At 41.7% G+C, this 21,183-nt stretch carries 16 protein-coding genes; 7 read left to right on the top strand and 9 right to left on the bottom strand.

What is annotated here, in order from left to right; genetic code table 11:
- Window positions 1–6: 6 nt before the first annotated feature.
- Window positions 7–1,290 carry a nucleotide-binding domain-containing protein gene (locus tag A7983_RS21250; protein ID WP_005967064.1) on the bottom strand — a complete coding sequence of 428 codons (1,284 nt, stop codon included), beginning with the start codon at window positions 1,288–1,290 and terminating at the stop codon, window positions 7–9.
- A 299-nt stretch (window positions 1,291–1,589) separates the two neighbouring features.
- Between A7983_RS21250 and A7983_RS21245 the strand changes: the two genes are divergently transcribed.
- The gene (locus A7983_RS21245) at window positions 1,590–2,234 is read left to right on the top strand and encodes a 3'-5' exonuclease (RefSeq protein ID WP_005967063.1); all 645 of its coding nucleotides are present in this window, start codon (window positions 1,590–1,592) and stop codon (window positions 2,232–2,234) included.
- 365 nt (window positions 2,235–2,599) lie between these two features.
- Here the strand turns inward: A7983_RS21245 and A7983_RS21240 are convergent, their stop codons facing one another.
- Window positions 2,600–3,442 carry an SDR family oxidoreductase gene (locus tag A7983_RS21240; RefSeq protein ID WP_005967062.1) on the bottom strand — a complete coding sequence of 281 codons (843 nt, stop codon included), beginning with the start codon at window positions 3,440–3,442 and terminating at the stop codon, window positions 2,600–2,602.
- Window positions 3,443–3,529: 87 nt separating this feature from the next.
- Here A7983_RS21240 and A7983_RS21235 point away from each other — a divergent pair, with 87 nt between their 5' ends.
- From A7983_RS21235 to A7983_RS21215, 5 genes are all read left to right on the top strand, one after another.
- Entirely contained in the window at window positions 3,530–3,937 is a 408-nt protein-coding gene (locus A7983_RS21235; protein WP_005967061.1) for a winged helix-turn-helix transcriptional regulator, read from the top strand.
- A gap of 660 nt (window positions 3,938–4,597) precedes the next feature.
- A complete protein-coding gene (locus tag A7983_RS21230; protein WP_005967060.1) occupies window positions 4,598–5,182 on the top strand; it encodes a TetR/AcrR family transcriptional regulator in 585 nt (194 codons plus the stop codon).
- Window positions 5,183–5,559: 377 nt separating this feature from the next.
- Window positions 5,560–6,411 (top strand): DMT family transporter, encoded by an 852-nt coding sequence (locus A7983_RS21225; RefSeq protein WP_005967058.1) that lies wholly within the window; start codon window positions 5,560–5,562, stop codon window positions 6,409–6,411.
- A 111-nt stretch (window positions 6,412–6,522) separates the two neighbouring features.
- Window positions 6,523–7,224 carry a DsbA family oxidoreductase gene (locus A7983_RS21220; protein WP_005967056.1) on the top strand — a complete coding sequence of 234 codons (702 nt, stop codon included), beginning with the start codon at window positions 6,523–6,525 and terminating at the stop codon, window positions 7,222–7,224.
- A 647-nt stretch (window positions 7,225–7,871) separates the two neighbouring features.
- The gene (locus A7983_RS21215) at window positions 7,872–8,765 is read left to right on the top strand and encodes an MBL fold metallo-hydrolase (protein WP_005967053.1); all 894 of its coding nucleotides are present in this window, start codon (window positions 7,872–7,874) and stop codon (window positions 8,763–8,765) included.
- A 151-nt stretch (window positions 8,766–8,916) separates the two neighbouring features.
- Here A7983_RS21215 and sgrR read toward each other — a convergent pair whose 3' ends face one another.
- The 6 genes from sgrR to A7983_RS21190 all read right to left on the bottom strand — a co-directional run bounded on the left by sgrR (window position 8,917) and on the right by A7983_RS21190 (window position 18,161).
- Window positions 8,917–10,575, bottom strand: coding sequence for an HTH-type transcriptional regulator SgrR (gene sgrR, locus A7983_RS21210; RefSeq protein ID WP_005967052.1), 1,659 nt, complete (start codon window positions 10,573–10,575; stop codon window positions 8,917–8,919).
- Between the two features lie 152 nt (window positions 10,576–10,727).
- Window positions 10,728–11,663, bottom strand: a complete 936-nt coding sequence (locus A7983_RS23720) for a helix-turn-helix domain-containing protein (RefSeq protein WP_005967051.1) — start codon at window positions 11,661–11,663, stop codon at window positions 10,728–10,730.
- A 57-nt stretch (window positions 11,664–11,720) separates the two neighbouring features.
- Window positions 11,721–13,124: a glycoside hydrolase family 1 protein gene (locus A7983_RS21205; RefSeq protein WP_005967050.1), complete on the bottom strand. Its 1,404-nt coding sequence runs from the start codon at window positions 13,122–13,124 to the stop codon at window positions 11,721–11,723.
- Between the two features lie 24 nt (window positions 13,125–13,148).
- Window positions 13,149–14,513, bottom strand: coding sequence for a PTS transporter subunit EIIC (locus A7983_RS21200; RefSeq protein ID WP_005967048.1), 1,365 nt, complete (start codon window positions 14,511–14,513; stop codon window positions 13,149–13,151).
- Window positions 14,514–14,566: 53 nt separating this feature from the next.
- Window positions 14,567–15,727, bottom strand: coding sequence for an anaerobic sulfatase maturase (locus A7983_RS21195; protein ID WP_005967046.1), 1,161 nt, complete (start codon window positions 15,725–15,727; stop codon window positions 14,567–14,569).
- A 67-nt stretch (window positions 15,728–15,794) separates the two neighbouring features.
- Window positions 15,795–18,161 carry a sulfatase-like hydrolase/transferase gene (locus A7983_RS21190; protein WP_005967044.1) on the bottom strand — a complete coding sequence of 789 codons (2,367 nt, stop codon included), beginning with the start codon at window positions 18,159–18,161 and terminating at the stop codon, window positions 15,795–15,797.
- Window positions 18,162–18,949: 788 nt separating this feature from the next.
- Here A7983_RS21190 and A7983_RS21185 point away from each other — a divergent pair.
- Window positions 18,950–20,548 carry a carbohydrate porin gene (locus tag A7983_RS21185; protein WP_005967042.1) on the top strand — a complete coding sequence of 533 codons (1,599 nt, stop codon included), beginning with the start codon at window positions 18,950–18,952 and terminating at the stop codon, window positions 20,546–20,548.
- Between the two features lie 103 nt (window positions 20,549–20,651).
- Here the strand turns inward: A7983_RS21185 and A7983_RS21180 are convergent, their stop codons facing one another.
- Window positions 20,652–21,089 carry an OsmC family protein gene (locus tag A7983_RS21180; RefSeq protein ID WP_005967040.1) on the bottom strand — a complete coding sequence of 146 codons (438 nt, stop codon included), beginning with the start codon at window positions 21,087–21,089 and terminating at the stop codon, window positions 20,652–20,654.
- Window positions 21,090–21,183 lie beyond the last annotated feature (94 nt).

Below are 21,183 nucleotides of genomic sequence, written 5' to 3'. Positions count from 1 at the left end.
ACAGCCCTACTCAATTGGAACGTGAATGCGGTCTTTGGCCACAACGACCCCATTTTGGACGACGTAACATTCCACGATATGGTCGCCAGCAAAATTAGTGTGCTCCGATATTGTAGAGTGGCCGCTATCCTTTACGATTTGGCCGCGCAAACAGTCCCGGCGCTCGGCTTCCTCGCCACGATTTAGAACTTTCCAGTACATCTGGCTGTTACCCGGCACTGTGTTATCGATTGCTTCAAATTTTAGGGACTTTTTAGGACTCAGTTTGAAGTTTCTCCGCAGCATAGAGCGCAACTTGCCCGGCTGAAATCCTGCTTGAGTGACTTCACAATCGATTTTAAGCTTATAGCGAATATCGACCGGGAAGCGATCTTCCACAAACTCTTCAGTCTCGCGGAAGGAACGTGCCGATGCTTTAGCAATCTGTTTCTCTGATGCTGGGAATCGGTTGCCATAGACTTTCTGCCATTTTGCGTTTTCGCCGTCGGTTCCCGAGGCATCAATAGCCTCGAGGCAAAGTTGGTGAGCCTTGCTGGCAGCGGTCTGGAAAGATTCCTTAACCTTGACATGCTGCCCGCTACCTAAGGCTGCATAACGTTCTTTTTTTGGTTCATCTGCCAAGTATTTGAAGAAGTCTCGGCTCAGCCAATCGTAATAAAAATAACTTCTGGAATCGTATTCGGTAGTGGAATTCAAAAAGTTGTGTGCCAGGGTGTCGATCAGCAGACCACCCATCGCCACGCCGTGTTTATTTTTCCAGGCTCTTGCCATTTTGCATAATCTACGCAGATTCCTGTTCTTTTCGGCATTCGCGTCCGCCATGGCCTTAATTTCGGCTCGAGGCTTGGTTATCTTCCAAGTTCCACCTTTACGCGTATCAGGAAATTTGAAGCTTCCATCCTCTTGTTCAAATGCAGGTTGTACCTCTACATGGAAGTTGGTATACAGCACCCTTACCACAGGGCTATCCACATAGATATCTGTTCTGGGATACCTAGCCTTCAAGGTGTCTTTGACAGCGGTGAGCAGCTTTGATTGACCACCGTCTATGTTGTAATCATCCCATTTGCTTGCAGGCATGATATAGATCATGTCCAAGTCTGAAATACCGCGTATGGCTGACCAACGGCCATAGGATCCTACCTGCAGATTATTGGCAATGGAGGAATCTGTGTTCCTGAATCGTTTATTTAGGCAAGACGTAATGTCACCGTATTTTCCGCTTATCTGTTCGCCGTTATCAATTTTTATATTTTCCAGAAACGTCTGGAATTTTTCAGCGATGCTCAATTTTCAAATCCTTATGTATTATGGGTGTTAGCAGATCGGCATGCCCACAACCCAAGTTCTGCATCCATAATAAGGTGGCGGTATATAGGCACCAAAATATAAAAAATCGAGCACTTTACTTGTAAGAGCATGCTGTTTGACTGTTAAGTGTAAACAGCTCATCTCCGCTATTCAAGCGATGAAATTTCAACCTGCGCTGGAAATCACGGAAGGAGTCGGCTCAACAACGCTTTGTTTGGCTACGACAAAGTAGTGTGGGGACTCTGGATAGGACAGCGGCAAGCCAACGGAGATTAGATATGAACTTTAAGAAACGACAAGCAGTTGAGATATTTCGAGATCAGTTATCTGGATCGCGCTATCTGATCTGTCTCGACGTTGAGGCAACTTGTGACGACTACCCAAAAAGCATGAGTGTTGCTGATAGAGCAGGCCATTCATTACTGGTCACTCCCGAGGAAATGGAAATTATTGAGATTGGGATTGTTGCACTGGACTTACGACAGCATTACCAGGTAGTGACCAATTTCTCTCAGTTTGTCCAGCCAATTATTCACCCTGATTTGACACCGTTTTGTAAGGCACTCACTGGGATCAAACAGAATGATGTAGATAGTGCCCAACCATTTTCGAAGGTTAGCCAGATAGTGGATACTTTGCTGCAGCCGTTTTTAATAGAGGGTGTGGTTTGGTGCTCTTGGGGCACTTACGATGCTGACCAAATTAAACGTGACTGCGTAAGGCTCGGTGTTAAATCATCTCTCAATGACCTCAAGCATCTGCCTGTTGATTTGTTCTACAGTAATGTTTTCGATACACCGGCGCCGGATTTGAAGAAAGCCGTGGAGTCATTAGAAATCACTTGGGAAGGTCAGTACCACAGAGCGTTGGATGATTCCCGTCATGTAGCACTGTTGGTGACCAAGCTGCTCGAAACGCTATAGCAGTTAGGCTCAACACCAGTTGATGTAGAATAGATTCCTGCAAGGTTCGAAGCCTAGGCAGAACGCGACTGTCTATGAATGGCAGCGGCAGTTCGGTGGCGATCGTCAGGCAGCAGCAGACATGATGCTATCCCCGAAATTTGATCAAGAGTGAGTTGTTTGGCTACCTGAAAGGCACATTTTCTGGTGTGTTAATGCATAAGATGTATTTTATTAATAGAAATTGTATGAATAAGTAGTGATACTATCATAAGAAATATCACTACTAAATCAATACCTCTTTATATAACATATTTTTTCTGAAGAATATGCCATATAAGTATAAATATACATTCGGTTTTTATAAGGATACTATCATTAATAGTCTATGCTCCAATATCATTCAACCATTTTTCAACAGTTCGAATTGGTAAGCCTAGTCGTTCCTGTGAACTTGTTTTTTGATCAATTGCAGCATTTTTTGTTTTAGCTTTTGCCTCATAAGCAGCGGCGACTTCAGCAGCAGCTGCTTCTCCAAATAATACTGATAGCTTTTTACCGAATTCTTCCGGTGTCTGGCTTTCATATTTAACTTCATAACCATAGTGATTGGAAAAAGCCAAAGCTAATTCTGTGCCAGTGACGGCTGGCAATATACCTACACTAATAACACCTGTTAATGAAAAATTAGTCAGCAAGGCTGCTGCAACATCTGCTATATCCAGATGGGAACACCATGAAACAGGAAAGTCATCCCTGAGTGGATAAGGTAGTTTATGTTCCTGTTTTACTGCTTCAGTGACAATCGGCAGCAATAGGTTTTCAAGGTATTGAACGGGGGCAACGATAGCTAAAGAAATGCCAGTATTTTCAATCCCACTTACTAATGCAGGCAAAGCCCTATTATCGCTGCTGCTTTCCAGTTTCCAGCCACTTGTGGAAATAACCACTCGTTTTGGTCGCGCTTTACCAACAGCTTCGGCGATAGTGTGTGCATAATGAAGACGCTGGTCTTCTGACCCTAATGGTAAATGAACGAACACACCATCAGCACCTGTGTACGCTTTAACAAGAGAATCTACAGAGGACATATCTACTGCTACCGCTTGTCCGTTTGCGATATCTGCAGGGTTACGTACAGCAGCAACCGCATTTTTCCCTTCTGCAATCAACATATTATATAATGGAGCACCTTGAGAACCTGTTGCGCCATGAATGATAAATTTCATAAATTATACCTTATCAGTAGTGTTTGAGATTTATGATAGTGCTATGATTGCATCAGTTACGTCAAATGCACTAATGGAGATTTTTAAGTGGGAAATCAAAAAAAACTATGCTGTGGTGTTGCTCGTTTTTTAGAATTGCTGGATGGCCCTTGGGCGACACTCATCGTTCGTGAGCTCCTTACTGGGCCCAAGAGATTTACCCAGTTACGTGACGCACTCCCCGGTATCAGTGCCCATACACTAACCAATCGCTTAAAAAAATTTGAAAAGCATTGCCTAGTTACGCGCACTGCTTTTGCTGAAACGCCACCAAGAGTGATATACGAGCTTACTGACATGGGAAAAAAACTGAACACTGTTCTGGAAGCCATGAAAGAGTGGGGAGATGCGGTTCCTGATGAAAACTTATCGCAATTTCCCGATATTTCTGGCTCTATAGCGGAGAAAAAATTGACAGACGTCTGCCCATTTAAAAAACAGAAAGTTCTTGATTAGATGATTTAATCACACCATTTACATTTAAAAGTTATGCGGAATTTATATTTTCACCCGTATAAAAAACGAACAAATGCATTTGGTTTTTTGAGCCGACCAGTAACATCATTGTTAGGAGACTGCCCATGGACTTGTCTATTCTTGCGAACGCAAACGCTTTATTTTCTGATATACTCAACGCCCATTAATTACCTTCGCTGTTCATTCTGTGCCAGCTTTTTTCTCATTGATTTAGTTCTATCTCTAGTCTGTGAGTATTATGTATAAGCCAGCCTGGGATGGCGTTCGCCTACATATTATCAATATCATTCATCTTATGTCTACCATAATCATGATGATATTTTTTTCTATATTGCTTCATTTTTTCGATTAAGAAAATTTAACTTTTATTTAAGGTTTTTACTTAATAAATAACAACCCCTAGCATTTAAGGTTATTGATTAAATAATGATTATTACATTTCTATTTAAGATCGGAATCCGATTTTTCATTTCTGAAAATTAGTAAAAAGGTAGTTACGAGTCTTATTAAGATGAGTACTGAAGTTTGAAGGACATTGCTACCTGGTTGTATGCGTTCTGGACGATGTTTTAAGAATGCTTGTAGGGAGAGATGTAGGAATGTAAAATTTACCATACTTATAGATATTGAGGTTTTGAAATGTCCCTGTTGACTCGTGACAGGCTTCTGAACGAGGCCAACCTGCTGATGCGTATGCGTGGCTATTCGGCTTTTAGCTATGCCGACTTGTCCAAAAAAATCGGTATTACCAAAGCGAGTATCCATCATCATTTCGCGACCAAGGATATCCTTGGTGAAGCCGTGGTAGTTAGGGCTATTGAAGAAAGTAGCGTGGTGTTTTCGAGTATTGAGAGCAAGTCTACGTCGGTTCGTGATCGTCTGACAGACTATATAGAAATTTTTGCTGAAGGCTATCGCACGTACCTGCTACCACTGTGCTGTGCACTTTCGGCCGATCTGGCTAATCTGCCTGACAATATCAAGTTACAGGCGACTTCCTACTTCGATTTCCAGATTAACTGGCTGACCCGGATTATTTCCGTGGGGATCGCCTCCGGCGAAGTATCACAATCACTTGATCCCGATAGAACGGCACTCATCATACTGAATATCTGTGAAGGGGCCAGTGTTGTGGCTCGAGCTACGCACAAGGCGAATATCTTCGAAGACAGCCTAGAGCAAATCCTTTTTATACTAACAGCTAATGTAGCCTACACTGCTTGACCGGAATGAGTATCGTAGTGACCTGTTCAAATGCATTACGATAGTCTGAAGGACTTGTCACACCATTAATTTGTTTAAGTACTTTCCCGCCAGGATTCATGATGACGGTTGGCAGCACCCCGATTTCATAACGAACTGAAAGCGCTGGTGATATATACCAGCATTGATGTGTGTGGTGCTAAGAGGCTCATCCAGACCGGCCTAAACTCCTTAAAGATGCACGCGCTGGCCCGAATAGTGGGTACTTAGCGCATGAAAACGAGCGACGACTACACTTTCTTTCCAGTCAATCTCACGGAAATTATCTTCGTTGTCGCATTGATATGCTACCATCTAGTAGGTAGATTTGGTTTGTGTTTCAATGTGGAGTGAGCTCAATGCCCAGTCGTTTGCTGATTTTTCAGGTGATAGTTGTCATGACAGCGTTTGCTGCCAACTCAGTGTTATGCCGTATTGCCCTGAAAGGAGGCCATATTGATCCTGTCAGCTTCAGTAATCTTCGTCTCATTAGCGGCGCTCTTGTGCTGCTTCCTTTCTTGCGGCGCAAAGTAGGTCATGTTCATTCTCGTTTGAATGTGATTAACAGTTTTCTGTTGATGATATATGCCGTCTTTTTTTCCGTTGCTTATATTCAGTTGGATACAGGAACCGGTGCTCTCCTGCTTTTTGGTGTGGTGCAGTTAACCATGGTGATTTACGGTCTCCTGCGGGGAGAGAAATTTACTATTGCGAGGGCAGCAGGATTGACACTGGCGCTTGTCGGTATGGCTCTGCTTTTACTCCCTGGAGCAAGCAGCGCTCCGCCACTTGGCAGCGCCGTTTTAATGGGGGTATCGGGCCTTGCCTGGGCAGCCTATTCAATCAGGGGCCGTTCAACAGTTTTCCCGGCACAGGCCACTGCCAAAAACTTCATGCTTGCAGTGCCGTTTTCTCTTCTTATTGCCTATTTTTTTGGCGTTTCTATCCGTGCTGACTTTACTGGTGCTGGTCTGGCTATTTTGTCTGGAGCTGTCGCATCTGCCGGGGCCTATGTCCTCTGGTACGCACTGTTGCCACGAATAGAGTCAGTTACTGCCAGTGCAGTTCAACTGAGTGTGCCCTGTATCGCCATGCTCGGAGGTGTTCTATTTCTGGGAGAGGCACTTACTTGGAGAATGAGCATAGCCATGATCGCTGTACTTTCTGGAATAGGGCTGGTCATACGGCCTGCATGCGCAGATAACAAATAATACTGGCTGTTGGCTATTCCATTAGCTGGTTTGTGATCTCTAAAACTTTCTATGCCTGTTAATACAGAGGAAGTTTTCAGTCAGTGTACTACCAATTAATCAGAGGTATTTATGAAAGAGCTGCACCCTATTATTGAAATTGATGTCTGGTCCGATCTTGTCTGTCCATGGTGCTGGATCGCTAAAAAACGTTTTGAAAAGGGACTGGCAGCATTTGAGTACAAGGACAAGATTATTGTCCGGCATCACAGCTTTCGGATTGCAGACAACAAGGCACCTCTATCTTATAAAGAAGCACTAAAGCATAAGTTGGGTGGTCTGCAGCAGGCGGAAATTATGATGTCTCAGGTTGCGGCTGCGGGTAAATTGGAAGGCTTGAACTATCTTTTTGACTCTATGCTTTTTGGTGATACAGAAGATGCACTGACGCTAGTTGCCGCCGCACGCCGCGACGGTCTGGGGGATGAAATGATCGAACGATTTTTTCAGGCAAGTATTGAAGAAGGTCGTTCTATTTTTGACCATAAAACGCTTATTGAGCTCGCGACTGAAGTTGGCATGTCTGCAGAGATGGCCAGTGCAGCACTGGGCGATATTACCCTGCGAGCGAGCATTGCTACTGATGAGAAAGCTGCAAGTGCCATGGGGGCAAGCGGCGTACCATTGTACGTTTTCAACAATAAATACGCTATCAGTGGCGCACAGCCAACTGAGCACTTCCTGAGGGCCCTACGACAGGTGTGGGAGGAAAATGTGGCCGAACTGAATGAAAGCTCATCATGTAATATGGGCGACTGCAAAATCTTACAGTAAACGTAACGGCGAATTTCCGCCGTTTTTCACGTTTTACTCTGCCTAGACATGCTTTTAGCATCGTGGACAGCCAGCACCGAGAGTAAAGGAATCTGAATGAACTGGTATTATGATCATGTTGAGATTGGCTACGGCGGAATAGCTTCCATCAATCGTGCGGTTATACTTGTAGCAGCAAGCAAATTATTGCCTGAGTATGACAAATAAACTGACTTTTCCCGTATAGACCTAGGGGTTGAAGATCCATACCACGCCTGAATGGCATCACTGTCCAGAAAGAAGACGATAGAAACTCTGCTGATAAGGGGTATGTTATTGGTTGTCCACTAGGTGATTTTTAATTTTTTAGCCTGCATCGGCATAATGATGTGTGATCCGAACTTATAATTCAGCAGGATTTCTATTTTTCAACAAAGCAGTTTGCATTTTAATTTTTATTAAAATGAATGAATTTATATAATTTATCATGTTAAAGGTAATATTTTTTTTCTAAATTCCAGGGGGGTTATCATTCTTTTTCGATAATTAAAGTTTACCATTGGCCTGATATTATCGGAGTTTGTCATTCATGTTACTTTCAGCTCTCTGGGAGATTGTTATGATGGATTTTCTACATAACAGAAACAATACATCTGAGAATCTCATCTATGAAAATAACGACCTTGGCTAGTGGAATAGCCTTTGCTCTGAGTATCATTGTATCCGGAGCTAACGCTGAATCGGACAAAGATCTATCAACAAACAAATCAATGAAACAGTTACAGATGCAAGAGATTCGTAATGCAACCGTTAAATTCACCTATGCAAATATTACGTTCCTTGTTGATCCGATGTTCGCAAAAAAAGGAGCGTATCCTGGGTTCGAAAATACATATCGTAGCCATTTGCGAAACCCACTGGTAGAGTTACCATTGCCTGTGCAGGATGTGATGAAGGGAGTTGATGCCGTAATAGTAACGCATACTCATCTTGATCACTGGGATCCTGCTGCTCAGGAATTATTACCAAAGGATATGCCTCTGTTTGTACAAAATAAGGCCGATCAAAAAACAATCCGTTCACAGGGATTCACTGATGTTCGCGTGCTTGATGGGCAGGCTATATTCGGTGATGTAAAACTCAGCAAAACAGGTGGGCAGCATGGCACCGATAAAATGTTTTCTTCACCGCCCCTCGCTGAGTTCCTTGGAGAGGCGATGGGAATTGTTCTCGAGGCTCCGGGGTATAAAACCGTTTATCTTGTCGGTGATACTATCTGGAGACCTGAAGTTGATAATGCCATTAAAGAATTTTCGCCTGATGTCATTGTCCTGAATGCTGGTTATGCACGCGTAAATGACTATGATGGTGCGATCATCATGGGTAAGGATGATGTTCTTCGGGCAGTGAATGTTGCTCCAAAAGCCAAAATCGTTGCAGTACATATGGATGCGATTAATCATATGGGACAAAACAGAAAAGAACTCAGGGAATTTATAAAGGAAAAGGGCATTGAGTCTCATGTTGACGTTCCTGAGGATGGCGCTGTACTGGCGTTCTGATGAAGCAGGGTATATGTGGAGGTTAATGAAATTTATCTGCGAAACCATGTCCTATGAGTAGTTGATATAAAGATGTGGATATTCTGCGGCTGTTGAGCATACTCGTTTGTTAAATAGGCATTTTCAGAGATGTAAATGCCTATTTTTCGTTTCAAGAATATGGAGGCTCATTCCAGACTGATTTGAAATCAAACCAACCCAATGAGTTCATGTGAACTCCCCGCAGGGTCGTGTTTTCCTGTAGGATTAGCCTGTTATGAAATAACGGTAACAGTGTATTACGGGTAATCAATAATTCAATCCAGTTTCTGACACACAATTTACCTCTTCGCCAATTATCTTTTTCAATTGTCCAGTCTTCTCCAGAAGCTTTACTGAATAAGGGATATCCAATAAAAAATGAGAATACAGAGAAATCAACGGGGTGAGGGAAATTTGCACTTCCCAACCAGATATCGGCATCGAAATTACCTGTTGCCCAATCATCATAGCTTATTTCATGTATGATGAGCTCTACATTATGAAGGGATAGTGTTTTTCTAATAATATCAGTCAACTCATGATGTTCAGAATGGTTTCTTAAAATAGCTATGTGAACAGATGATATTTCTGATGGTTTGTCACAGAGTCTATTATTCTTAATAATATGACAAGAAGGCAATAATCCGGTAGCTGGACTCCAATGTTGGTAGTACAGAGGATCAGCATATGAAAGTAAAGGTATAGGAGATAATACCTCGCATAGCCAACTTCTTACTCTTTGACGTGAACACAAAGGAGATCTTTGATCGAAAAGTAAAAAATAACAACCCTCTTCAAGTCTGCTCTCCGCTATTTTTTTTTCATCATTTTTTGTACCGAAATGTACATGATGTTCCAGAGGCCCGACAACTTCAGGCATAACCAGAATGTTAATCTCATCGATCAGCGCTCTGAAACCAAAGTAATAATCAAAAGCACGTAGTTTTAATAAGTGATCGGAATTTCTTACCACTTGATAAGCACCGGTACCGACTGGCAAATTTTTAAAGTTTTTCATTATCGAGAATTCTTCAGGAATAATCATTGCTTGTTCGCCAGCTAACAGCCATAGCAGCCATTTGTCTTCGTTTTTTAGTTTAATATCCAAAGTCAAATGCTCCGATTTTCCGAGGAAACAAATATTTGAATACAATGGCGATACTAACGCTCGTTTTAGAGAGGAAATAATATCCTGAACATTAAGTTCACGGCCATGGTGAAAACGGACACCAGGCCTGATGTAAAAGCGCCAATGTGTAGTTGTGAGTTGTTCCCAGTGATGCGATATATCGGGCTCTGGATGACCACTAAATTCATTAATACGTGTAAGGCCATTAAATATTTGTCTGATTAAGTTTTTTTCCGATCTTCGCAAGTAAGATCCCGGTAAGAATTGTATAAGGCTGCGGTAGTATAAAATGTTCAGAGAACTCTGTGTGTTGTTATTTATTTTTCTTATTATTTCAGTGAATAACTCATTGAGTTTTTTATTTTCTCCTGTCAATCTGATAGCTTGCTCAAAACAATTATGATTAAGCAACTCCTTGATTGTATCTTGATAAAGAATCGGTGCTTCGATAAGAAACTCAATATTTGATCGTCGTGACCTCCCAGAGGATGCATGCCATTTGAGCCATCCTGATTGTTCCATTTTATTCAGAAGCGTACGCATATGCCTTCGGGAACACCCTATCTGTGCTGATAGTTCATCAAGCGTTACGGGAATAGGGTTACCATCGAAAAAATCCCAGAGCTTCATAAATTGCTGTTTGAGTTTGATTGTTGTCATTATTAATTCTATTATGTTTTATCTGCTTATATTGTGCTGTAAGTGGATGATGGCTACGTTATATAAATTAGAATTCAATTTATTTGTTGTGCAACGCGTACTTTTATACTGTTAATACGACAGATCACTACCAGATTTTATCGTGATAATTTTTATTTCCTTATTTTACCCAAATGTTTGATTCGCCATTTTGTAGGGGAAATATAGTATCGTGACTTAAAAACTCGGCTGAAATGTGCTGCATCATTAAAACCCCAAGAGAATGCTACTGAAGATATTGATTCCTGTGACTTTGATTCATCTGAAAGATCTTTTGCACAACCGTCAAGGCGTTTTGACCATAAATAATGTGAAATAGATAACGGTTCATTTTTAAAAATTCTGTGGAGATGAGGGAGTGATAGCCTCAGTGCTTCTGATACTTTTTCAACATTCAGCGAGGGATCTCGTAGGTTCTGTGCAATATAATTCTTTATACGTGAAACATGAAAAGTATATATTTTTGAGTGTTTTTTTGAATTGTAGTAGTTTGAATCGATTAAGCAGGCTACAACCAAATTAATAACGCTTCGGGATAAACTGAATGCAATTGACTGTAAAATAAGCCCATTTTCTATGTCCTTACTCAATTGTTCAATATACAATAACAATATCTTCCCGGCTCCTTGTGAATTACTGGATACGGTGAGCAGTGGGATATCTTTTGCGGCTAATAAAGGCGTGATATAAGCACTGTTGAAACGAAGAACAATCTGAGACCATGGTGCATTGAAAGTGATATTACAGGGGGATTGATCCGAGAGTAGCAGCATTTCATTTTCTTTTAATTCAGAGCAATAATCTCCTGAAGAAATTATACAAACTCCTTTTCTTTGAAGAATTAATGTATATTCATAGTCATTGTTTTTCGGTTCTGTTTTTTCATAATCAAAATGGCTGGGAGCACCTTCTACGAAGGAAAGAATAAACTCAACCAGAAAGATGGTCCTGCTTGTGATATGTGATAAATCGTTTTTGTCAGGATTTAGACGAGTTTTCCTCCAGGGATCGGTAACATTAAGATAAGGGCCTTCAATTCCTGGAATCATAATTCACCATGTTAATAATCACAGACTGCTGCTCCCGAAAGGGAGCCGCGATCATTATTATGACTTATACAGAGATGCGCCGTTGGATTCAATCACATTCTTATACCAGTTAAAGCTCTTCTTCTTGCTCCGGACAAAGCTACCTTGGCCTTCATCATCACGATCCACATAAATAAAACCGTATCGTTTTGACATCTGAGCAGTCCCAGCACTGACGATATCTATCGGTCCCCATGACGTGTAACCCATGACCTCAACACCGTCATCAATGGCATCTTTTACTGCCTTAAGGTGCTTTTCAAAATAGGCAATTCGATAATCATCATTGATTGAACCATTTTCTTCAACGATATCTTTTGCCCCAAGTCCATTTTCAACAATGAACAGCGGTTTTTCAAAAAGCTCATACATCAGGTTCAGACTGTGACGCAGCCCTTGGGGATCTATCTGCCAGCCCCATTCTGATTCTTCGAGATAAGGGTTGGGGATCATATTATGAACATTAGCCCGACGAACCTCAGCGTGTGCTTCATCTTCAGTGGCACAACCACTCATGTAGTAGCTGAATGAAATAAAGTCGACCGTGTGTTTTAGCACATCAAAATCGCTGTCAATTGTTATCAACTTTACATTATTTTCTTCAAACAACCGTCTGGTATAAAAAGGATAATAGCCCTTAGCCTGAACTTCGTTGAAAAATTGCCATTCACGGTTTTGCTTGTAGGCACACTCAATGTCATCTGGTTTACAGGTGTATGGGTGAACCAAACCAACAGCTATCATATTACCGATTTGTGAGTCTGGAATAATATCGTGGCAAAGTTTTACGGCTTTCGCGCTGGCAACCAGCTGATGATGCAGTGCCTGATAAATATCTTGCATACTGCTACCACGCGGTAAACCAACACCAGTAAAGGGTTCCAGCAACGCAATATTAATTTCGTTAAAGGTGAGCCAGTATCGTACTTTATCTTTGTAACGTTCAAAAACCACTTTCGAATATTTTTCAAACATATCAATGGTATCTCGGCTTAACCACCCTTGATATTTTTCTACAATATTCATTGGCATCTCAAAATGAGATAATGTCACAATTGGTTCAATACCGTACTTATGGAGCTCAGCGAAGACATCATCATAGAATTTTAGTCCTTCTTCATTTGGCTGACTGTCGTCGCCATTCGGGAAGATACGAGGCCAACTAATAGACAAACGCAGGCAGGTAAAGCCCATGTCATGAAATAGTTTGATGTCTTCTTTATAGCGATGATAGAAATCTATGGCCTCTTTTTTTAGGTTCAATAGACTTCCGTCCTCTGGGGCGACAATTTTCCCGAATAATCCCCGAGGAAGATAATCCGCTGTTGATAATCCTTTTCCACCAGTAGTATATGCCCCCTCAGTCTGGTTTGCGGCAATGGCACCACCCCATAAAAAATGTTCAGGGAAAGAAACGCTCATGAGAACTCCTTAACAAGTATAAAATTATTTACCGTTGACCTTTGAAAAAAACAAAGTCAGTACAACAGCTATGACAAAAGAACAGACGGACCCTGCAATGCCTGCATAAAAAGAAGCATCAAAGCCACCTGTGGGAATGAACTGAGTAAAAGCAAAAATGCTAGGCATACCGAATGACCACATTGTTGTATGGAAATAACCAATGATGCCACTACCAATAGCGCCGCCCACACATCCAAAAATAAACGGAGTACGTAAGGGTAAATTGACCCCATAAATAACGGGTTCGGTGATACCAATAATCCCTGCTGGGATAGCCGAACCTGCAATACTTTTCAGTTTTTTATCCTTGACCTTTAAGAATACGCCTAGCGCTGCGCCAGCTTGTCCCAGAAAAGCGGGTAGGATCATCGGGGTCATGGTGTCGTGTCCCAGCACTGCGAAATTGTTTAACATCAGCGGGATCATGCCCCAATGCAGGCCGAAAATAACGAAAACCTGCCAGAATGCCCCCATGACCATACCCGCTAACAATGAGCTGAAGCCGTAGATCGCCTGGTAACCTGCTGAAAGTATATGACTCAACCATGTTGCGGCGGGGCCAATAAACAGGAAGGTCACGGGAACAACGACAGCTAGGCAAATTAACGGAACCATAAAACGGCGTATTGCGCTGGGAATGATTGGGTCAATCAGGCGCTCAAGACGAGACGAGAGGAATGCCGCAAAAATAATCGGAATGACTGAAAATGAGTAATTGATCAGTACAATAGGAATACCTGTAAATTCAAGCGATAGCGAATTTTCTCCGGTAATGGAATACAGAGCCAGTATTGAAGGGTGAACCAGTGCACCACCGATTGCCATACAAATGAATGGGTTCCCACCAAATTTCTTCCCTGCCGTATAACCAAGCATCAGCGGCAGGAAGAAAAAGAAGGCATCACCCGCAGCATTCAGCAGTACATAAGTCCCAGATTTAGGGTCCATCCAACCTAATGTTGTGCAAAGAACAAGTATGCCTTTAAGGATACCTGAAGCCATTAACGCACCCAGTAGCGGTGTGAAAATGGAGGCGACTAGGTCAATCAGATTAAATTTGTTACTTTTTTCTCCATCAGAATTTTCAAGCGGCGACTCTGAATTTTCAACGGTTCTGACCATTACTGCATACACGTAATTGACGTCATTACCAATGACAATTTGCAATTGCCCACCGCTTTCAACAACGGCGATGACACCCTCAATTTCTTTTAGCTTATCTTTATCATATTTACTCATATCATTTAAAATAATACGAAGGCGTGTCGCACAATGATTGAGGCTTTTGATGTTTTCTTTTCCACCAATATTATTAAATATTCTATCTGAAATGTTATCGTAATTCATAGCTAGACCCTTTTTATGATTCTGTCAATTGTGGGTATATGAAGGTTTAAGCATTATAATTTGCTTAAAAGATAATTCATCCTGGGAAGACAATGTGCATGATACAATTTGTAACTTTCACAAAAATAGTTTTTGTTCAATAATCCATTTTTAGACGGCAAAAATCGATGCTTCTGGCATCCACCGTTACATACTGATAAATACTCGCATTTATAGCATTCTGTATCCATATTAGTAAGTTTACGTTTTGAGAATTCTATCTGTTGTTCTGAGTTAACGATAGAAGAAAGCTCTTTTTCGTTGATATTACCGAGTTTGTGCTCAGGGAAGACAAAATGATCGCAGGAATAAATATCACCATTTTTTTCAATAATTAGATTAGCACCGCAATATTCATTGATTACACAGCTACTTTTTCCACTGTGTTTTTTGGTCATTGTTTCCTCAAAGTTCATAATGAAAGTTTTACCGATATCTTTGTGAAACCACTCATCAAATATAGTGTTAAGAAAACGACCAAAATCGCCAGGTTTCAATGACCACTCACTAACATTACAATTTCCAGTAAAATCGGGATCGACAAGCCAAAGTCCGTCTTTCTTATTACTCTCATTTATGCGTTCTACGAGCGGAATAAATTGGATGTAATGGCTCCCAATGGATTTCAGAAAATTATACACTCTGAGTGGATCATCCATATTTTTCTTGTTAACCACGGTGAGCGTATTAAAATCTACATTAAATTTTTTAAGTAGGTCAATGGCCTGGATGATTTTTTCAAAACTTCCTTTATTCGAACGTGTACGACGATACCGATCATTAAATTCACGATCGCCATCAATAGAAATACCGATCAGAAAACCATTTTCCTTGAAAAATTCGGCCCACTCTGCATTGATCAGTACACCATTAGTCTGAAAATAGTTATTGATTTTCTTTTCATGACAATATTTTTTTTGTAATTTTAATGCTTTTTTATAAAAATCGATTCCAGCGAGTGTCGGTTCTCCACCCTGCCAAATAAAATCCACAATATCAACAGACTGAGCAAGTATTGTCTGCTTGATATAATTCTCAAGTGTTTTATCATCCATAATAAGTTGAGAGGAGGGATGTAGTTTTTCTTTTTCAAGATAATAACAGTATTCACATTTAATATTACACGTCGAACCTGTTGGTTTCGACATTAACTGAAAATGCGTTATTTTATCCATTCTCAACTCCGGGGACATCTTCTGCTGGAAAGGGGGGAGTTTTGCATTTCTCCCCCCGAGATTGTGTCTACTTCAGTGTGAATATTATTTTCTCTATTTCCCCACTGAACTTGCTGCTCTCATGGGTGTAAAGATCATCCACTGGCGATACGCTGTCCATACCAATATCAAACCCCTCAGTCATATCAACAAGTAACCAGAAGGTGGTCTCTGTCCGCTTACGGTCATTCTGGACCCCATCGATATTCAGCGTAAATTCTCCTCCAGAGCGACGTTTCTCCTCATCGGATGCGAATTGCAGGACGATATTATGTTCACCTTTCTCCAGACGCTTTTTACTTTTAACTTGCACAACATGTAATGGTGAAAGTTTGTAAGTAAACCAGACATAGCCATCATGCAGGAATAAAGAATAACCGGAATAACGTCCTCCTTGAGCGACCAATACTCCCGTCTGTTTTTCTTCATTGAGCTTGATTTTTGCTTCAATTTTGAAAGAAGAACCTAAAGGATTAGGGGCCGCACTTGGGGGTAAATTTTCCACCGGATCGATATATTCAAACACTTTTCTACCACGGCGATAATCAGGACGAGCCTCATTATTGAAGAAGTTCAGCCCCTGTAATGGATAGACGTTATGTTTGCCAGCATTAAGCCAGAAGAGCGCCTTCATCTGTTCAAGTTTTTCAGGGTATTGCTTTGCCATATCGGTTGATTGAGTAAAATCTTTGTTCAGGTCATAGAGTTCCCACTTACGATCGTCAATTTTGACCGGTGGTTTAGCCTCTTTATCCCAGAATGTCGTCGCAGGTGTTGTTGAGGCAATCCATCCGTTTTCGTAGTAGGCAATATCCTGACCTAATGCGAAAACCTGCTGTTTACGATGTGAAGTGGCTCCAGGTTCAGAAAAGGTATATGCCATGCTGATACCCGATATTGGCTTCTGGGCTATTCCATTGAGTACATTTGGTGCTTCCACTTTTGCGGCATCTAATATTGTCGGCATAACATCAGTGACATAGTGGAACTGTGTGCGGAAGGTATTGGGTGACTGGATGTGTTTCGGCCAGTTGATTACCATACCGTTGCGGGTTCCTCCAAAGTGTGACGCGTAACGCTTGGCCCAAGGGAAAGGGGCGTTCATTGCCCAGCCCCATGCTGCGGGGATCAAGGGATAACTCTTGATGGTGCCAATATCATTAATACGTTTTACGCGTTCTACTAACGATTCTGATACGCCACTCAGGCTTGATGTGTCATACAGGTGGCCTTCCGGTCCGCCTTCTTCCGGTGCACCATTGTCACCCTGGATATAGATGATCATGGTATTATCCTGTTCGCCGATTTTTTTCACCTGATCAATAACCCGGCCTACCTGATAATCTGCATTCGCTAACTGTGCGGCATAAGCTTCCATATGTCTGGCATAAAGGCGTTGCTCATCCTTTGATAATTCACCCCAGACTGGCAGCCCATCAGGTCTTGGTGCATCTTTTGCGTTTTGCGGAATAATCCCCATTTTCTTCTGGCGTGCGACAGTTTCTTCCCTTACCGCATCCCAGCCTTGGTCAAATTTCCCTTTGTATTTTTCCAGCCATGCATCCGGCGCATGGTTAGGGGTATGCGCAGCGGCAGTCGAGTAATACATGAAAAAAGGTTTATCCGGGGCTGCCGCATGTTGTGCTGTCAGCCATTTGATTGCTTTATCCGATAAATCTTTGTCCAGATTGTATGTGGTCGGGTTAGATGATGTAGGAACTGGCGTGGTGTTCTCAAACAAATTGGCTTCAAACTCACTGGATGCTGACCCAAGGAAACCATAAAAATATTGGAAACCAAGCCCTATTGGCCAGCGAGTGAATGGCCCAGCCGGACTCTGTTCCCACACGGGGGTAATATCCCATTTGCCAAACATGGCGGTATTGTACCCTTCATTTTTCAGAACCTGAGCCACAGTGCCTGCCGATGTAGGGATTACTGAGTTGTATCCGTCGTACCCGTTGGAAAATGATGAAACAACCCCCATGCCCACTTCATTGGGGAGACGACCCGTGAGTAATGACGCACGAGTAGGAGAACACATTGAGGTTGTGTTGAAGCTGGTATATTTCGCTCCGGTTTCCGCTAGTTTGTCCATAGTCGACGTGGGGATCGGGCCACCGAATGTGCTCGCCGAACCGAATCCGACATCATCGGTCATGATGACAATAATATTGGGGACATTTTTAGGCCCATCTTCTCTGGCTGGCCAGATGGGGCCGCTTGATTCATCAAGCGTGCGCCCGACAATCTGTTGGCTGCTTTCCGACGTGTCGGTAGCACTGGCGGATATAAACGGCTGATAAGAAAATAGGGCGCTGAGCATTAATGCTAAAGATGTTTTTCGCCATTTTTCATCATTTTGGGGAGGTTTTGCTGTTATGAGTAAGGCCATAGCTAAATCCTTATTTTCCATTGTTATTGGGTCAGATATGTGTGATATGACGCTTTTGTTAAAAAAATCTTATGTAATTTAAACCAACCACTGGATCGCCGTTTTAACCAAAAATAGACATGAAGCACACCTGCACATGAGTACTTCTCAATACCGTACTGAAAGCTACATGGTTACTATAAAAACCACGTATTAAGATACGTTCATATTCTAATAAGTCGGACAGATATGTCTTGCCTAAAAAAAACTCATCACTTGACTAATCAGTGCATAAGGAGAGGTGGGTCATGTTTTTCAGTCGAAGGGTGTTCACAGGTGCAAAGGTAATTAAATATGATGAAGCTCCAGAAGTTAAAGTGGAGTTTCTGTTTTAATTTATTGATATATATGATTTTATGCTTGATTTTTTCCTATTATCTTGTTTTTCATACAAATGAGAAATTAAGGGAATGATCATTATGGAGGCCAGAGGCTTGCGAATCACTTCGGGCTTCGATTAGACCAAAAATCTTAATTTTGTGCTGGCCAGATTTGATGTTGGCACCAATTTAGTGATTAAAAAACGTGCTGCAGACATCATGTGGTTGAACGACTTTGTTATCCAAAATTATAATCAGGTTATCTGTAAAATACCTGAAATGAATATTAACCCCAGATATGAAAAGGGTTATGAGTGTGTTTTTAAATTCCTTAAGATCTCTTCGATAAGGATGGGGGTACTGAGATTTCTTTATTGTCAGTGTTTTCTTCTGCTATTTTCTTTTAATTATTTTTTCTGAAGGTCGATAATGAATAAATATAACCTGAAGCTAATTATGTTATTTTTTCCACTAATGGTGTCTACCAACCTTGTTTATGCTACCCCTCTTATCATTGAACAGCGGCTTGAGATGCTGGAGAAAGAATTTCGGGCGAACAAACAAGTACTGGCCAGTACACAACAAGAACTCGCTGAATATAAGAAGGCGAATAAAAATTTCCCTTCAGAAATTAAGCCCACCTCTACTAAAAAGATGATGGTAAAAGATGCGACAACAGTTGTGCCTAAGGAAATAAAAGAGGCTAATGTTACTGATGCAGTATCTCTTGCCGACATTAGTAAGTATGTTAAGGACGATATTGGATTCAGTGCAATAGGTTATTTCCGTGCAGGGTGGGGGACGTCATCAAATGGAGGGCCGAAATCCTGGGCTATTGGTTCTCTGGGACGTTTTGGTAACGAATACACGAACTGGTTTGATTTTATCGCGAGACAACGCGTTTATCGTGATGATGTGCATGAGATTAGCGCGGTTTTAAAAATAGACGGGAATGTCGGGCAGGGGCAAGCTAATGCCTGGTTTGGCGATGATTCATCGAATGAAAATAAATTACAGTTCCAGGATCTGTATATCACCACTAAAGGATATGTCCCTTTTGCTGAAGGTGCTGATTTCTGGGTCGGACGTCGTGCTTTAAAAGCCTATGAACTACAGATGCTTGACTGGAAAATTCTTCGCGGGAGCGCAGGTACTGGTTTTGGTATCGAGAAATTGCCAGTGGGTCCCGGAACTATGGATTTCGCTATCACCAGAGAAGACTTGAAAGTCTACAGTACTGCCTGTGACATCGGTACGAAATGCAATGATACAAGCGATACGAATACAAATCAGGTGGAGTTAAGATACAATAACCTCCCTCTTGGAGATAACATAACATTAAGTTTTTCTGGTAAGTATCTTGCGCCGAATAAAACCGATACTCAGAAGAAAGGCAGTAATGAACAGCAATATTATGATTTAAAAGAAACATGGTTTGCACACGCTCTGTTAAAAGCAAAATTACCTCGTGGCGGCTTTAATGATTTTGCTTTACAGGCGGCGAATAACTCCATAGCCAGTAACTTTTCTAACTACTCAGATGCAACGGCATCTTATGGTTATGGGAATTTCTATTACGGTGACCATACAAATGGTATTGCGTACAGACTGATATCACAGGGTGAAATATATCTTACCGATAACGTCATTATGGCAAATGCAGTGGTGCTCTCGGCTGGCAAAGATATTTTCAGCCCAGATACGGGAGCACATTCTGATTTCGAAAGTATAAGAGCAGTGGTCCGCCCGTCTTACATCTGGGATACCTTCAACCAGACTGGAGTTGAACTGGGTTGGTTCAAGCAAAAAAATACGGACTTCAACGAGAATAGTTATACCGAATCGGGCACAAAAACCACGCTCTTTCATGCCTTCAAAGTGGGGACGAGTATGCTGACCTCTAGGCCAGAGATACGCTTTTACGGTACCTGGTTACATGTTCTTGATAACGATATTGATCGCTTTACTTTCCCCGACAGAAAAAAAGATCAGTTCACTGTAGGTGTTCAGACCGAGGTGCTATTCTAACTATCATTGTTGTGAATCAGTCTTTAAGGGGCGATTGCTGTAAAATCGCCTCTTATTTCAGAAAAAATACCGTATCATAAAATTTCAGATGGTGCGGTATTACTTACATGTTACTCGAAGAGATTACTGCATCACCGGATACTGCAATGTGTACCCCAGCATCTTTCAACAGATTTCCAATCATGCATGATTTGTCTGCATCCTCTACCAGAGCCTGCGCATTTTTTAATTGCGCCTGCGTGGTTTCTTCATTGAGTGCAATTTCCACATTATGTACGATTTTCATGTTCGCTTTTTGTGTGCCAGTTAATTCTGAACGCAGTGTGATACCAGATGCTGGAATGTTGTGGCCCTGTAACATGGCTGCAAGAGTCATTAAATAACATGATGCAGCGGAGGCCAAGAGCAGATCCTTAGGATTGGCTCCTTTTCCGGTGCCGCCAAAGTGCTGTGGAATAGCGACAGGAAGTTTCATTTCCTCAGATTCGATAATACCTGAGCCTTGGGTTAAACCAGTCCAGTCGAGTGTCAACGTTGTCATAATTCCCTCTTTCATACAGTGATAATTTTCACTACCTAGCTTCTGCTTGAAATGTTAAAGTGACAAGTGTCATTATCGACATAATTAGGGGTAA

It is taken from the genome of Pectobacterium wasabiae CFBP 3304 (assembly GCF_001742185.1).
In the GTDB taxonomy this organism is placed as follows: Bacteria; Pseudomonadota; Gammaproteobacteria; order Enterobacterales; family Enterobacteriaceae; genus Pectobacterium; species Pectobacterium wasabiae.
Note: the sequence above shows the minus strand (reverse complement) of the source record. Positions and strands in the feature narration are given on the sequence as shown.